Genomic DNA, 15727 nt, shown 5'->3' with positions numbered 1-15727 from the left:
AACTTTCCTCACTTTTAATATACTCCTTCCCTTCCCTTTTCGCAATATACTTCACTAATTCTTCACAAATATTGGGCTATCATTGATCAGGCTGTTTTCATCCTGCCAAAGCGGGAATAGGATTAGTACTGTGTAAAATCATTGCTGCATTAAAGGAGGACCTTTGACACATGCTTGAAAGCTTACTGAAAGATCTCATTTCTATTAAAAGCTCTTCTAAGGAAGGAGCAAACCAGGCTATCGAATATTGCCATCAATGGCTGTCGGGCCAGGACCTTCCTTCTAGAATAATCGAAAATAATGGCTATAAAATGGCAGTATGTGAAATTGGAAGCGGTGATCAGACCGTTATTTTTAATGGACATGTGGATGTTGTCTCGGGAAAGGATGAACAGTTCATTCCTGTAGAACTCCTCGATAAGATATATGGACGCGGGGCAGCAGATATGAAAGCCGGGGTGGCTGCCATGATGTGTGCAGTGAAAGAACTTCGCAATAAGCCAATTGGTGTAAAAATACAGCTTCAAATTGTATCAGATGAAGAAATTGGCGGTTTTAATTGCTCCGGTTATTTAGCAGAACAGGGGTATCGCGGGGATTTTGTCATTTGTTCTGAACCGACGCAGCTCGGAATTGCGCTGGAAGCAAAAGGAGTAATCCGGCTGGACATCCAGATAGACGGAGATCCGGCACACGGCAGCCGTCCATGGGAAGGAGTCAATGCCATTGAAAAGGCTTTTGAAGTACATCAAAAACTATTAAAATTGCCCTTTGCAAAAGAAGCATCTGAATTCTTTCCACAGCCTTCGATTAATCTGGCAAAAATTACTGGAGGAGATGTTTATAATAAGGTGCCTGAAAAATGTATAATGTCGTATGATATCCGGTACTTGCCTGAACAGGATCATGAAGAGATTATCAAACAAATCGAAAATATCACAGATGGGGAAATTATCATGAATATGTTCTCAAAGCCGCTTGTGACAGACAGAGACAATCCTTTCATCCTGATGCTTGAACCTATTGTTGAAAAACATACAGAAGATAAAGCTGTTTTCTTTGGACAGCATGGCTCTGCTGATACTGTGTTCTTTGCCAATTACGGGATTCCAGCTGTCGAGTTTGGTCCAACCGGCATGAACTGGCATGGTGATCATGAATATGTCCTGCCGCATTCCATCCATTTATATGAAAAAATGCTTATCGACTTTGCCATGAAATTTTCAAATTAAAGCTTTATTAATGCTAATAGTCTCCCGATATGGTAAATTTTTGGATAGATAATTAAAGGGGGATTCACAGAATGAGCTCTATTAGTTTATTAAAAAAATCAGCGGGAATTGTACTGGAGAAAAAGGAACTGACAAATGTTACTGCCAGAGTAGGACTTGTGCTGGACATTTCAGGCTCCATGCGCAAGTTATATAAAAACGGGACTGTCCAAAGGGTTGTGGAGAGAATCTTAGCAGTTGCCAGCCAATTTGATGATGACGGCGCACTTGATATTTGGGTCTATGATAATGAATTTTCCAGGTTAAAGCCTGTAACAGAACATGACTTTGAAGGATATGTGGATCAATATATCTTAAATAATGATCTGATTCACAAATTCGGAAGAAATGATGAACCGCCCGTAATGGAGGATGTTATTCAGAAATATACCTCAGAAGATATAAGTAAAGACCCTGCCTTCATTGTTTTCATTAATGATGGAGGCTGTAAAAGAACGATCAAAAAACCCGTTGTTGCTTCATCCGATAAACCATTATTTTGGCAGTTTGTCGGGATAGGCGATTCTAACTTTGAAGTACTGGAAAAGCTGGATGAAATGGATGGCCGCTATATCGATAACGCAAACTTTTTCCACATTAAAGATGTCGAGACCATTTCTGATAATGAACTATATGACCTCTTGCTGAATGAATTCCCGGACTGGCTAAAAGAAGCAAAAGAAAAGAATATCATTTTATAGGTAAGCAAAAAGGCGGATTTGATTTAGTCAAGTCCGCCTTTTGTTTGTAAAATTCAATGTTTCGCTAAAGGGCAAAAATCTTTTTTATATCCAACTGCCATATCATGCATTCGCACCCACAGACGCTTTACCATGAAGCCGATAATAAAAGCCTTCCTGTTCAAGCAGAGATTCATGTGTACCTTCCTCAATAATCCTGCCCTCTTCAAGAACAAAAATTTTATCCGCTTTTTGAATCGTATTCAAACGGTGGGCAATGACAAAACTGGTCCTGCCTTTCATCAGTTCCTGAAGGGCATCCTGAATTTTAAGCTCTGTCACCGTATCAATGCTGCTTGTCGCTTCATCCAGAATTAAAATGCACGGGTTGGCAAGAAATGCACGTGCAATGGAAAGAAGCTGCTTCTGCCCCTGACTAATGCCATTTCCATCCTGACTCAGCAGTGTGTCATACTGTTGGGGAAGTTTCATGATAAAAGAATGGGCATTGGCAAGCTCAGCCGCTTCCACCACTTCTTCATCTGAGGCTTCCAGCCTGCCGTAGCGGATATTTTCACGCACAGTGCCGCGGAATAGAAATGAATCCTGCAGGACAAATCCCATATGCTTCCTCAGGCTTTCTTTTTTCACATTGGCTATATCTTCGCCGTCAATTAAAATACGGCCTGACTCCCGTTCATAAAATCGGGAGAGCAAATTGATCATTGTTGTCTTTCCTGCACCTGTTGGACCAACTAAAGCAGCAGTCTGTCCTGCTTTTACATGAAGGCTTACATCCCTGACCGTATTTCCATCTTCTTCATATGAAAAAGATACTTTATGGAATTCAACCTCACCTTTCACTTCGGTAAGTTCTTTTAGCTGCTCCTCATTCCTGAATTCTTCATCTTCATCCATAATGTCAAATACCCGCTCTGCTCCTGCAATCGCTGATAAAAGTGTGTTAAATTGGTTTGCAAGGTCATTAAGCGGGCGTGTAAATTGTCGGGAATACTCCGTGAATATGACAATGACACCGATTGAAATCATTCCATTCAGGGCAAAAATGCCTCCAACCCCCGCAATAATGGCAAAGCTCAAGTTGTTTAGAACATTCATGAGCTTCGGGATAAATCCGGAATATGTCTGAGCCCAGAACCCTGCCCCCCTAAGTTTTTCTCCTTTTTCCCTGAACTCGGCCATAACTTTCTTTTCCTGTGAAAAGGTCTTGATGATCCTCTGTCCTGATATGGTCTCTTCAATAAAACCGTTCAGCTCTCCAAGATTCTTTTGCTGCTCTTTAAATAACCTTCCTGTCCGAGCTGTAATCCATTTCATTCCAAAAAACATCAGCGGCACAATGATCAGTGTAATTAGCGTCAGCAAAGGGCTGAGCCAAAGCATAACTGAAACAGTACCAATTAAAGTCAGCAGGCTGGAAAAGACCTGGATCACTGAACTGTTCAGAGTCGAGCTGACATTTTCAATATCGTTTGTTACCCTGCTCATCAGTTCCCCCTGCTGCCGCTTGTCAAAGAACGGAATGGGGAGCTTATGCAAATGTTTGAAAAGCTTCGTTCTCATTGTAAATACAGTTTCCTGTGCGATGCCGATCATCCAATAATTCTGAAACCAAAGTGCAAGCGAGTTCAGCACATAAATGACCCCTAGCCAGATCAGTAAGGCTGTAAATCCATTGCTGTTTTTTGTGACAATATACTCGTCGATCGCCATCCCGACTAAATATGGACCAAGCAGCCCCATTGCTGAGCTGATAACCACCATTAATAGAACAAGAGATAACAATCCTTGATTGTAGGCTAAGTATGTCCAGACTCTTTTTAATGTGAAGTTAATGTTCTCAGATTTCGGCTTTTTCCCTTTAGTAAATTCAACATTTAAGTCGAGAGGAATCTTTTTATATTGGAAAGGTTCTTTGAGCTGTTTAAGCATAATTTCTGTTCTCCTCTCCAGATTGAGATTGAAAAATCCGCTTATACAATCCCGATGTTTGAAGAAGAGTATCGTGGTCACCCTCAGCCAGAAGCCTTCCATCTTCAAGCAATAAGGTTCTGTCTGCTTCCATTGCTGTACTGATTTTCTGTGTGATAATCAGTGTTGTACAAGTATATTTTTTTAAAGAACTCAAAAGTTTTGCCTCTGTTTTCATATCCAGTGCACTTGTGCTGTCATCAAGCAGAAGGATTTTCGGCATTCTTACCAGCGCCCGGGCAATGGATAGACGCTGTTTTTGCCCGCCCGATAAATTAACACCCTTTTGTCCTACTTTTGTTTCATAACCTTGAGGCAGCTTCATAATCGTTTCATGTATTTGCGCATTGACAGCAGCTTCAGTTATTTCCATCTTCACGGCATCTTCCTTGCCCCATTTAATGTTCTCTTTCACACTTCCTGTAAAAAGCAGGGCTTCCTGAGGCACAAAGCCAATTTTCCTGCGAAGATTCTCCATTTTCATTTCCCGAACATCATGCCCGTCAATTTCAACCTTTCCTCCGGTCACATCATAAAGCCGGGGGATGAGCTGGAATAAAGAGGTTTTCCCTGAGCCTGTTGCACCTAATATCGCTACTGTTTCCCCGGGATTTATTGTAAAGCTGATGCAGTCCAGCACCTTCTCTGAAGTACCTGGGTATATAAAAGATACATTTTCAAAATGAATTTTTCCCTGATTTACTGTTAGGACATTCTTGGATTCTGAGCTGTCTGTCAAATCCACATCAGTCTCCAGTACCTCTGCAACACGATTTGCAGAGGCCCGCGCCCTTGAGAATGCCATGATAATCCAGGAGAAAATGGAAAAAGCGGCCGTTATTCTGGTTGCATAGTTAACAATGGCAACAATCTCTCCTACCTTTACATCCCCTTCATTTACCTGTATACTGCCAAACCAAAGCACGCCAAGAATACTCAGATTCATGATTAAAAGCAAAACAGGCATGGTCACTTCCATCAGACGCAATGCTTTAACCGTTCCATCTCTAAGATCCTCATTCGTGCGCGTAAATCGTTTTACTTCATGATGTCTGCGGACAAACGCTTTAATTAGCCGAATCCCAGTCAGATTTTCCTGCATGACGCTGTTCACAGAGTCCAGCTTTTCCTGGACAGCTTTAAAGAGCGCGCCGCCTTTTCCCATTACCCAGAACAGAAATAGAAAAAGGAATGGGGCCACAGCTGACAAGATAAGAGCAAGCTTCACATCTACCACAAAAGCCATTATAAGGCCGCCAATTATTAATAAAGGAGCTCTCATCATGATTCGCAGACTCATAAAGACGGTATTTTGCAGCTGCGTAATATCATTAGTCATTCGGGTAATTAATGAAGATGTCGGGAAAAGATTAAAGTTGGCAAAAGAGAAGGACTGCACTTTGTCATATAAGCTTTTCCTTACATCAAAACCAAAGCTTTGGCTGACGTGGGCAGCATAAAAGGAATTAATGACTCCAGCTGCAAAAGCGGCAAAAGAAGCAGCCAGCATAAGCCCTCCCCACTTCACGACCTCCTGAAGATTATTCTGAAGGATGCCTTGATCTATGATCTTTGCCATTAATAATGGCTGAATAAGCTCAACAGCAAGCTCAGTCAGCATTAAGCATAATGCTATTGCCACCGCTATCCGGTAAGGCTTAAGAAATGCTAAAACTTTCGCCATTTATAGTCCCCCAAGCTGTAATTTGCAATTTATAATATATGTATAATAAGACACCTGAAATCCTTCGGCAAACTAAATAATCCTTATTAATATCATAATCCTTTTTACAAAATTTTTAAATAATTCCATTAAAAAAATTAAAAACGCCTGGATAAACCAAGCGCCTATTCTTACTTATATATGGGGGCAATCAGGTCTATCCTGTTTGTCCAGATGCCTCCTGAATAATCATCAGGCAGCCGTTCCAGGTCTTTAGGTCTATCAAATCCTTCCGACCAGCTTCCGTCTCCTGCAACCACAATAACTCTTGTGCCTGCATCGTCCATCCGATTTAAAAATTTATTCGGCCAGCCCCACATCAGCTTCGTATATGATTCAGGAATATGAAGCTGTGTGTTTTTGCAGGAGTTTGGAACATACCCTGTCCATCCCGCCCCTATATAAGGCAGAAGACAATCTTTCAATGTTGCCTTTGACATCACCCTCATTGCAGGCATTTCTTCCTTCAGTGCAGCAATAGGTTCGTCTCCTCCATACACAGATATTTTCTCCAATCTGTCTTCTGAAAACATGGACAGGTACTCAGCAAGCTTTTCTCCTTCCTGGGGGTCATTGCTTTTAATATGGAGTAATAAATCGCCTTCCGGAAACTCTTTCATGACCTCATCGAGACTTGGCATCATCCCGATTCCTTTACCGCGAAACGGAAAGGTTTTTCCATTATCCGCTGTATAGCCGTAACCAATGTCCAGCTTTTTTAATTCCTGCATTGTATATTCTCTCGTATTTCCCTTTGCATTTGTCCGGCATTCCAGCGTCCAATCATGGAACACAGCAAACTGTCCATCTTTTGTAAGCTGAATATCCAATTCAACTGCATCTGCACCTGCTTCAAAAGCTGCTTCCATGGAAGGAATCGTATTTTCAAGTAAGGAATGCTCAGGCTCGTAGATTCTTTCAGCCGTACACGTCTCCCCCGTTATCCCTTCCATATGAAAGGTCTGGGCCATTCCTCGATGGGCGAGAAGCAGCGGCTCAGCATTTCTTTCTTTTGTAAGCAGGGAGGTATTGTTTAAAAACATAAATACGCCGAGAATTAATAAAATTATAATCAGCCGTTTTAAGATCTTCTTTATTTTTTTCATTTATCCTCCGGTTTTTGCACTAATAATTCTTTTCTCATCCGATTTTACCATAATGCAATAGGTAAAAATATAAAAGGCCAAATCTAAAGATTCGGCCTTTTATTGTTAGCTTGATTTCCGCCCCAGGTAGGCTTCCATGATTCTAGGGTCATTCAGCAGCTTCTGTGAGCTTCCCTCAGCAACCATTTTTCCGGTTTCCAGGACATACCCATAATCGGATATTTTTAGTGCCTGCCTGGCATTCTGCTCCACCAGAAGAACGGTAGTGCCCATTTCGTTAATTTCTTTAATAATCTTAAAGATATCAGCCACTATCAGAGGTGCCAGCCCCATTGACGGCTCATCAAGGAGAAGCAGCTTGGGTTTACTCAGGATCGCTCTGGCAATGGCCAGCATCTGCTGCTGTCCGCCGGATAAGGTTCCACCTTGCTGTTTCTGTCTTTCTTCGAGGATTGGAAAACGCTTCATTACATCCTTAATATCCTGGTCAATTTCATTGTCCTTACGGTGATACGCACCCATTTCCAGATTTTCGAGCACTGTCATTCCTGAAAGGATCTGGCGGCCTTCCGGAACAAGGGCAATCCCTTTACGGAGCAGCTGGTCCGGCCGAAGTCCCGTTACATTATGCCCCTGAAATTGAATATTTCCGGCTTGAGGCTTAAGCAACCCGGAAATGGTCTTCATGGTTGTTGTCTTCCCGGCTCCGTTTGCGCCAAGTATCGTAACAATACTGCCTTCTTCCACTTCGAGGCTAATGTTCTTAAGCACCTGGATTTTTCCATAAAAAGCGTTAATCCCGTTTACCTTAAGCATACAAATCTTCCTCCTCACTGCCGAGATAGGCTTCGATGACATCAGGATTATTTTGGATTTCAGCAGGTGTGCCTTCAGCAATTTTTTTGCCGAAGTTAAGCACGGCAATACGGTCGCATAATTTCATGACAAGCGGCATGTCATGCTCGATCAGGAGGACAGTGATGCCCTGTTCCTGAATTTTTTTGATGAGATGAAATAATTCACTTGTTTCTGTTTCATTCATTCCGGCTGCCGGTTCATCCAGCAGCAGCAGCTGAGGAGAGCTGGCCAGTGCCCTGGCAATTTCCAGCCTTCTTTGCTGGCCGTATGCCAGGCTGTCAGAAACGACCTCCGCAAAACCTCCCAGCCCAACAAACTCTAATAGTTCATTCGCTTTGCTGCGGATTCTTTCTTCTTCTTTTCGCTGTGATTTTGTCCTGAATACACTGCTGAATACGCCGGACTTACTTCTGCAGTGCTCCCCAACCATCACATTTTCTTCTGCTGTCATCTGCGGAAACAGGCGAATATTCTGGAATGTTCTGCAAATGCCCTTTTTCGTGATCAGGTGCGGCTTTAAGCCATTGATGTTGTCTTCATTAAAGATAATCTCGCCTGAGGTAGGAGTAAACATCGATGTAATCAGATTGAACATCGTTGTCTTCCCGGCTCCGTTAGGACCGATCAGCCCAAAAATTTCACCCTGATTGATAGAGAACGAGACATCAGACAAGGCACTTAGCCCGCCAAAGTTTTTACATGCTTTTTTGACTTGAAGTACCATGCTTTTGCCCCCTCTTTGATGTTTTAAGCTTAAGCCAGTTTAAAATATTTACATCAATTAATCCCTGCGGCCGGACAGCCATCATAATAATAATGATCAGACCATAAATCATGTAGCGGTATTCGCTGATAAACCGGAGCACTTCAGGCATTACAGTTAAGAAGAGCGCTCCAAACACCGGTCCCCATATTACTTCGCTTCCCCCGAAAACCGCGAAAATCAGTATCTCAACAGCACGGTGATAGGCAAAATCGGCAGGACTTATGTATGCAAGAACATGTGCAAATAATGCCCCTGCAAATCCAGCTACCAATGCTCCCTGTGCAAATGCCAGGACCTTATAATAAGTAATATTGATGCCCATTGACTCTGCTGCTTTTTCATCCAGCTTAATCGCTGCGAAAGCACGTCCCACTCTGGAACGGTTCTGCCTTCTGAAAAAAGTGATAATGATAATCGTAACCCCTAATAAAATGAGGAAAATAGCAAGAAATACAAACTGGTTATTTTGAAGTCCAAGTATTTTCGGATCAAAGCCAAAGTCTTTTAAAGTATTCAGCAGTTCACGGCCCATATGCGGTATGCCTGATAAACCTACAGCTCCCTTTGTCATAGACTCCCAGTTTACAAAAATAACCCGGATAACCTCTCCAAACCCGAGGGTAACAATGGCGAGGTAAACCCCCTGAAGCCTTAGTGTCGGTATCCCGATAAGGATTCCAAATAACCCCGCCAATAAAGTGCCCGCCAGTATCCCCACAATAATCGGAAGGTCAAAGTTCAGCGTCAGAAGGGCAGATGTATAGGCACCGATCCCCATAAATCCTGCATTGGCAAGCGAGAGCTGACCGGTTGATAGAGTAATATATATACTAACCCCTAAAATTATGTTGATTAATATAAAAGAAGCAACTTGTAAATAATATGGATTTATTAATTCTGCAAGCATGAGTTCACCTTCTTACGCTGAAATTTTTTGGCCAAACAATCCCTGCGGCCTGATGAGAAGGATGACGATAATAGCCGCAAAAGCTATTGCATCCTTGTATCCCGAATTGCCGTAAACAACGACAAAGGTTTCCGTCAGACCAAGGATAAGGCCCCCGGCCATCGCTCCCTTGACATTCCCCATGCCGCCAAGAATGATAATGGCAAGTCCTTTTAGCCCGATGGACAATCCCATTTGAGGCGTAACAGAGTTAAATGCCATTCCGACCAGGATCCCGGCAATCCCGCCCATCGCAGATGCGATGATAACAGTCATCGTAATCGTTCTTTTCACATCAACACCAAGAAGGCTGGCAGTTTCCAGGTTTTCAGCAGTTGCCCTTAAGGCTTTCCCTGCCTTTGTTTTGCCTAGCCAAAAAGAAAGGGCGTACATGAGAAGGACAGAGATGACAAAGATGACAATCTGCACAAGATATACGGTGATCGAACCAATCTGGAAACTAATTTCCGCAAATGAAGCACGGAAAGGATGGTTGCCTGGGCCAAAAATGTGGTGAGACAGGTTTTCCAGCAGTATGGAAACACCAATTGTGCTGATCAATGGCGCGAGATGGGATACCCCCTGTTTATTCCGGAGCGGTCTCAAAGCAAATCGCTCAAGCAGATATCCCATTGCGGCAGTTACCAAAATTGCTGCCATAAAGGCCAGCCAAAGCGGCCCTTTAAATGTAGAAGTGACAACTACACCAATGAAGGCCCCGAACATAAAGATTTCTCCGTGTGCCATATTGATAATGCCAAGCACTCCGAAAACCAATGTAAACCCAAGAGCAACGATGGCATAAATGCTGCCAAGGGTAATTCCGTTTATTAATTGTTCAATTAACACGGTATTCACCTACTAACCTTTATTTATATGAATCATTTTCTTAAAAGTAAGCTCTGGCACTGAAAGCGCCAGAGCTTTACTTTTGCAGCTTTCTTAATTAAATTCTTTAAATGCCCCGCCTTCGATAACCAAAACGGTCGGATCCATTACGACATCCCCTTCTTCATCAAAAGAGAACTCTCCAAGGATTCCGTTAAAGCCTCTGATTTCGGCCAAAGCATCACGAAGTGCATCACGGTCAGCTTCACCTGCATTTTTTAATGCTTCAGCCATAATGTATAGTGCATCATAAGCCTGGGCTGCAAATTGGTCAGGCTTTTTGCCGTATTCTTCCTCATACTTACCGACAAATTCCTTGACCTTATCATCTTCTTTTTCACCATACCAAGGAGTTGCCACAATCAGGCCATTTGCTGCATCCCCTGCGATATTGATGACCTCAGGAGAATTGAAGCCGTTTCCTCCGACAAACGGGACATCAATGCCCATTTTCCTTGCCTGATCCATTATGACTGCACCTTCATTGTATAGAGCCGACGCCAGAATAAGGTCCGGCTTTAAACCTTTAATTTTCGTCAGCTGTGCGTTATAGTCTGATTGTCCTTTTTGGAATGTCTCAATCGTTAAGATTTCAAGGCCCTTCTCTTCTGCTGCTTTTTTCATCGTGTCAAAGCCCGATTTTGTAAAAACATCATCATTTCCATATAGAATTGCTACTTTTTTAGCATCATATTTTTCAATGGCTTTATCTATTGAAGCCGGAATTGCCAATGCCTCAGGCAGCGAGTTGCGGAAGACATAATCCCCAATTTGCGGAATCCCTTCTGCAGTTGTTGAAGTACCCATGATCGGCACCCCATTCAGATCGGCTTCAGGACCTACTACATTCATTTCTGTACTTAATGTAGGCCCGATAATGGCTGTCACATTCTCTGAATTCATAAGCTTTTGTGCTGCTGTTAATGCCTGATCCTGCTTGCCGGCAGAATCCTCAATTACAAGGTTTATCTCGACTTCACCCTTGCCATTGATTTCTTCCTGTGCGAGCTTTAAGCCATTCGTGATAGCTTCGCCATATGCTGCACCTGGCCCGCTGATATAAGAAATAACTCCAATATCCGCTTTAACAGCTCCTCCGCTGCTCTCCCCTTCCTCATCCCCAGCAGCCTGATTGCCGCCGCAAGCAGCGAGAACAAGCAAACTGGACAATGCTGTAAATTGCGCAAATTTCTTTAACTGCTTTCTCATTTTCTCTAACCCCCATTTTCAGAAATAAGTTAATATTCAAAACTATATTACTATTTAAATACAAATGCTTGTCAATGTAAACAATAATTATGGAAACTTTTCTTACATATTAATTGACAACAGAAAGCGGAAATTGCCTGGAACTGAAGCAGATGTTTTCTCGTCTGGAAAATGCAGCCTTTCATTGTCTTCAGTCAACAATAGAAATATAGAATCTTTGTTTTAAATGAACATTGTCGTAACTTGTCACAGAATTGTAAGATTAATCTAAAGAAATAACCATTGGAGGTGCTTGTTAAAATGGAAGCGATTACAAGAGATTTTTTTCTATATTTATCAAAAAATAGCTTACTGAATAAAATTGCCCAGAACAGAGGCGGAAGTTTTGCCGCAGGTAAATTAATTGGCGGAGTTGATTTTAAAAGCAGCGTCCGCTTTATCAGAGATCTAAATAATCAAGGACTTTCTGTAACAGTGGACCATTTGGGAGAATTTGTTGATTCTGTTGAAGTGGCCAATGAACGGACAGAGGAATGTATTTCAACCATTGAAATGATCAGCAAAGAAGGACTTGATTCACAAGTATCCCTTAAAATGACTTCCCTTGGCCTGGATATCGATCATGATCTTGTTGTGAAAAACATGACCAGAATTCTTGATACTGCCGAGAAGCATAAGATAATGGTGACAATCGATATGGAGGATGTTCCTCGCTGCCAGGCCACTATCGATTTGTTTAAACAGTTTAAAGAGAAGTACAGCTGTGTAAGCACAGTTCTGCAGGCTTACCTGTACCGGACTGAAAAGGACCTAGAGGATCTGGGAAAATACCAGCCTTTCTTAAGAATGGTAAAAGGTGCTTATAAAGAATCACCGGAGCATGCATTTCCTGAAAAGACAGATGTAGATGAAAACTATAAGAAATTAATTGAGCAAAGTCTGTTAAATGGAAATTATACAGCAATAGCTTCTCACGATGATCAGATCATCGAGTACACAAAAAAATTAGCAAAGAAGCATAACATTCCAAACGATCGCTTTGAATTCCAAATGCTCTATGGCATGAGGAATAAAACACAGCTGGAACTGGCAAAGCAAGGCTATAAGATGCGTGTCTATGTACCTTATGGAATGGACTGGTATGGATATTTCATGAGAAGGCTCGCTGAACGCCCGTCTAATATTGCTTTTGCATTTAAGGGCATTTTCAAAAAGTAAAACTTTAAAATTATTTTTCTTCCAAAACAATAAAATATGGCTATAATAATAAACAACCATTCTTGATTTCTAAGTAATGAGAAAGCTATTCCACTGCTTTCTCATCGCTTATTTTATCTAAATATTTTGTTAAACTAACAAAAAGGAGGCTTACAAATGGATTATGCATTAATGATATCCATTACCGTGTATATGATTGGGATGCTTTGGATTGGCTATTATGCCTATAAACGGACTTCCAATCTATCAGATTACATGCTCGGCGGACGAACACTGGGTCCTGCAGTAACTGCTTTAAGTGCGGGCGCATCCGATATGAGCGGCTGGCTGCTGATGGGACTCCCGGGAGCCATGTATGCCACTGGCCTAAGCGCTTCCTGGATTGTCCTTGGCTTAACTCTCGGGGCATGGGCGAACTGGATCTATGTTGCGCCAAGGCTTCGCACATATACTGAGGTAGCCAATGATTCAATTACGATTCCCGGTTATCTAGAAAACCGCTTCGGGGATGCTTCCAAAATCCTGCGCCTGATTTCAGGATTAGTTATCTTAATTTTCTTTACCTTTTATGTATCATCAGGCATGGTATCCGGTGGAGTATTATTCCAAAGCACTTTCGGACTGGATTACCATACGGGTTTATGGATCATTACAGGTGTTGTAGTAGCGTATACACTATTTGGAGGATTTCTTGCGGTTAGCTGGACAGACTTTGTTCAAGGTTTGATTATGTTTATCGCCCTTATTCTTGTACCATTAGTAACACTATTCCATGTTGGCGGGTTTGGGCCGGCAATTGATACTGCAAGAACAATCAATCCAGCTTTCCTTGATGTCTTTAAAGGGACAAGTCTATTAGGCATCATTTCCCTATTTGCATGGGGCCTTGGCTATTTTGGCCAGCCTCATATTATCGTCCGTTTTATGGCTATCAGTTCTGTAAAAGAAATCAAGAAAGCCACCCGAATTGGGATGGGCTGGATGATTTTCTCGAGTATTGGAGCTATGCTGACTGGTTTCGTCGGAATTGCATATGTGGCTGATACAGGCATTTCAATTGACGACCCTGAAACCATTTTCATCCTTCTCGGAGAGGTCTTATTTCACCCGATCATTACCGGCTTTTTAATCTCGGCAATTCTCGCAGCTATTATGAGTACCATCTCATCACAGCTGCTTGTAACATCAAGCTCATTAACTGAAGACTTATATAAAACATTTTTCCGCCGCTCAGCTACAGATAAAGAATTAGTTACAATAGGAAGATTATCTGTATTGCTGGTTTCTGTCATTGCATTGATTATTTCATGGGAGAAAAATGAAACGATTCTGGACCTTGTGGGTTATGCATGGGCTGGTTTCGGATCCGCTTTCGGACCTCTTATCATTCTTAGCTTATATTGGAAGCGCATGACAAGATGGGGAGCATTAGCCGGAATGGTTGTTGGGGCCAGCACTGTTATAATTTGGTCTCAGGCCGGTTTATCTGATGTACTTTATGAAATGATTCCAGGTTTTGCTGCCAGCTTAATTGCCATTATAGTGGTAAGCCTTCTAACTGCAAAGCCATCTGCAGAAATCGAAAAACAATTTAGTGACTTTGAAAAGTCATTAAAATAACCTAAATGTTTCAGGACTGGGCGAAGAAAATGCCCGGTCCTTTTTCTTATGGCAAAATTCGAGTGGTGTCTCCCATTATTTTTCACTATAATAAGAACAGCAATGTTTAGGAGTGAGCCTTAATGAGTCAGCCGCTGGAGAAAATCCTTAATATGTCAGATATTGATGAGATTACAGAAATGGTCAGTACTTTTTTAAAGAAGCCTGTTGTCATCGAGGATGAGCAATTCTCACTGCTGGCCTATAGCTCGTATTATATTGAACATTTTGATTTGGCGAACCAGCAGACCATATTTTCGAAGAGATGGCCCATTCCCATTTTGGAGAAATTTATGGATGAAGGCATTGTTGATCAGTTAAAGACAATTCCTGAGCCTTTTAGAATTAAGAAAATGGAAGAAATAGGCCTTAACCAGCGCGTGGTTGTAAGTGCAAAATATAAAGAGCAGATACTGGGTTTTATTTGGGTTCAGGAAATAGAAGACTTTCTATCTGAAAGCGAAATGAGCTTTCTGCATGATGTTTCCTTCCATATTGGAAAGCTATTATATCAGAAAAACCTGAAAAAACTGCGCAAAGAAGAAGAAAAACATCAATTTTATCAAAAGATTATTGATCGTACCTATCAGACGGAAGATCAGATCAAATGGGAAGCGGCGAATGTTAAAATCATCCTCCCGGAGGCCTTTATCATCAATGTATTTACGGTAGTGCAGGCAGATGAAGAGATATTTGCGGAATTGAATGAAACCGTTCGGCTGTTTGCGAATGCCCTCAGCCATCCGGCTCATATATTTACAAACCAGCATGAAATTATCGTCATGATCGGCAGCAGTTCCCCTGCACCTGGCAGCCTGGCAGAAGACGCACATGAATTAACCAATACCGTCCTTAGCCAATTCAGATCGAAGATTGTGTATGCAGGAATTGGAGGAGAATATTCCTCCATCTTAAAACTGCGCAAAAGCTATGCAGAGGCTTTGGAGGTTATCAAAGCCGCCAAATTCATTGGATCGCCTGAAGAATTGCCTTATGAATATAAAAAGCTGTGGGTATTCCGGTATTTAGAACCTATCGCACAGCATAACAGCATGACTAAATATGTAAATGAAGATCTTATGAAGCTGCAGAAAAAAGACCTGGAAAGCCAAACCAGCCTGCTGAAGACGCTTGAAGTATATTTATTGAATAACTGCCGCCTTAAGCCGACAGCGGAACAGCTTTTCATCCATACAAATACATTAAAATACCGAATGAAACAAATTACTGATTTAACATCCATCGACTTTGATGACTTTAACACAAGATGCCAGCTGTACATTGATTTACAGCTGCTTAAGCGGAAGAAATAGGAGAGCTGGCGGAAGCGATTCATGATGACTTTTTCATGTTTGTTACCTGAAATTCGGTTTCATGTAGCGCTCATGGCGACACTTTTTCTCTTTGCTTC

The 15727-nt window shown here is 41.9% G+C and carries 13 protein-coding genes; 5 read left to right on the top strand and 8 right to left on the bottom strand.

The window, feature by feature from the left end; all coding sequences use genetic code 11:
- Positions 1-170 precede the first annotated feature (170 nt).
- Together ACXAD1_RS04225 and ACXAD1_RS04220 are read left to right on the top strand one after the other, a co-directional pair.
- Positions 171-1232: a M20 family metallopeptidase gene (locus tag ACXAD1_RS04225; RefSeq protein ID WP_474909559.1), complete on the top strand. Its 1062-nt coding sequence runs from the start codon at positions 171-173 to the stop codon at positions 1230-1232.
- Between the two features lie 71 nt (positions 1233-1303).
- On the top strand, positions 1304-1972 hold the full coding sequence (locus tag ACXAD1_RS04220) for a vWA domain-containing protein (protein WP_474909558.1): 669 nt from the start codon (positions 1304-1306) through the stop codon (positions 1970-1972).
- Between the two features lie 102 nt (positions 1973-2074).
- On the opposite strand, the gene ACXAD1_RS04215 is transcribed toward ACXAD1_RS04220, so the two are convergent.
- The 8 genes from ACXAD1_RS04215 to ACXAD1_RS04180 all read right to left on the bottom strand — a co-directional run bounded on the left by ACXAD1_RS04215 (position 2075) and on the right by ACXAD1_RS04180 (position 11439).
- Entirely contained in the window at positions 2075-3904 is a 1830-nt protein-coding gene (locus ACXAD1_RS04215; protein WP_474909557.1) for an ABC transporter ATP-binding protein, read from the bottom strand.
- Positions 3897-5627, bottom strand: coding sequence for an ABC transporter ATP-binding protein (locus ACXAD1_RS04210; RefSeq protein ID WP_474909556.1), 1731 nt, complete (start codon positions 5625-5627; stop codon positions 3897-3899). Before ACXAD1_RS04210 ends, ACXAD1_RS04215 begins: the two co-directional genes overlap by 8 nt.
- Before the next feature lie 170 nt (positions 5628-5797).
- On the bottom strand, positions 5798-6772 hold the full coding sequence (locus ACXAD1_RS04205) for a glycerophosphodiester phosphodiesterase family protein (protein WP_474909555.1): 975 nt from the start codon (positions 6770-6772) through the stop codon (positions 5798-5800).
- Between the two features lie 105 nt (positions 6773-6877).
- The gene (locus ACXAD1_RS04200; protein WP_206842516.1) at positions 6878-7588 is read right to left on the bottom strand and encodes an ABC transporter ATP-binding protein; all 711 of its coding nucleotides are present in this window, start codon (positions 7586-7588) and stop codon (positions 6878-6880) included.
- Positions 7581-8354, bottom strand: a complete 774-nt coding sequence (locus ACXAD1_RS04195) for an ABC transporter ATP-binding protein (RefSeq protein WP_206842514.1) — start codon at positions 8352-8354, stop codon at positions 7581-7583. Before ACXAD1_RS04195 ends, ACXAD1_RS04200 begins: the two co-directional genes overlap by 8 nt.
- On the bottom strand, positions 8326-9303 hold the full coding sequence (locus tag ACXAD1_RS04190; RefSeq protein WP_206842513.1) for a branched-chain amino acid ABC transporter permease: 978 nt from the start codon (positions 9301-9303) through the stop codon (positions 8326-8328). Before ACXAD1_RS04190 ends, ACXAD1_RS04195 begins: the two co-directional genes overlap by 29 nt.
- 12 nt (positions 9304-9315) lie before the next feature.
- Positions 9316-10191, bottom strand: coding sequence for a branched-chain amino acid ABC transporter permease (locus ACXAD1_RS04185; protein ID WP_474909554.1), 876 nt, complete (start codon positions 10189-10191; stop codon positions 9316-9318).
- Positions 10192-10284: 93 nt separating this feature from the next.
- Entirely contained in the window at positions 10285-11439 is a 1155-nt protein-coding gene (locus ACXAD1_RS04180; protein WP_206842499.1) for an ABC transporter substrate-binding protein, read from the bottom strand.
- A gap of 300 nt (positions 11440-11739) precedes the next feature.
- Here ACXAD1_RS04180 and ACXAD1_RS04175 point away from each other — a divergent pair, with 300 nt between their 5' ends.
- From ACXAD1_RS04175 to ACXAD1_RS04165, 3 genes are all read left to right on the top strand, one after another.
- On the top strand, positions 11740-12657 hold the full coding sequence (locus tag ACXAD1_RS04175; protein WP_206842497.1) for a proline dehydrogenase family protein: 918 nt from the start codon (positions 11740-11742) through the stop codon (positions 12655-12657).
- A 156-nt stretch (positions 12658-12813) separates the two neighbouring features.
- Positions 12814-14277 carry a sodium/proline symporter PutP gene (putP, locus tag ACXAD1_RS04170; RefSeq protein ID WP_206842495.1) on the top strand — a complete coding sequence of 488 codons (1464 nt, stop codon included), beginning with the start codon at positions 12814-12816 and terminating at the stop codon, positions 14275-14277.
- A 122-nt stretch (positions 14278-14399) separates the two neighbouring features.
- Positions 14400-15629: a PucR family transcriptional regulator gene (locus ACXAD1_RS04165; RefSeq protein ID WP_206842493.1), complete on the top strand. Its 1230-nt coding sequence runs from the start codon at positions 14400-14402 to the stop codon at positions 15627-15629.
- Positions 15630-15727 lie beyond the last annotated feature (98 nt).

It is taken from the genome of Cytobacillus sp. ABV4_503, from assembly GCF_056158445.1.
Note: the sequence above shows the minus strand (reverse complement) of the source record. Positions and strands in the feature narration are given on the sequence as shown.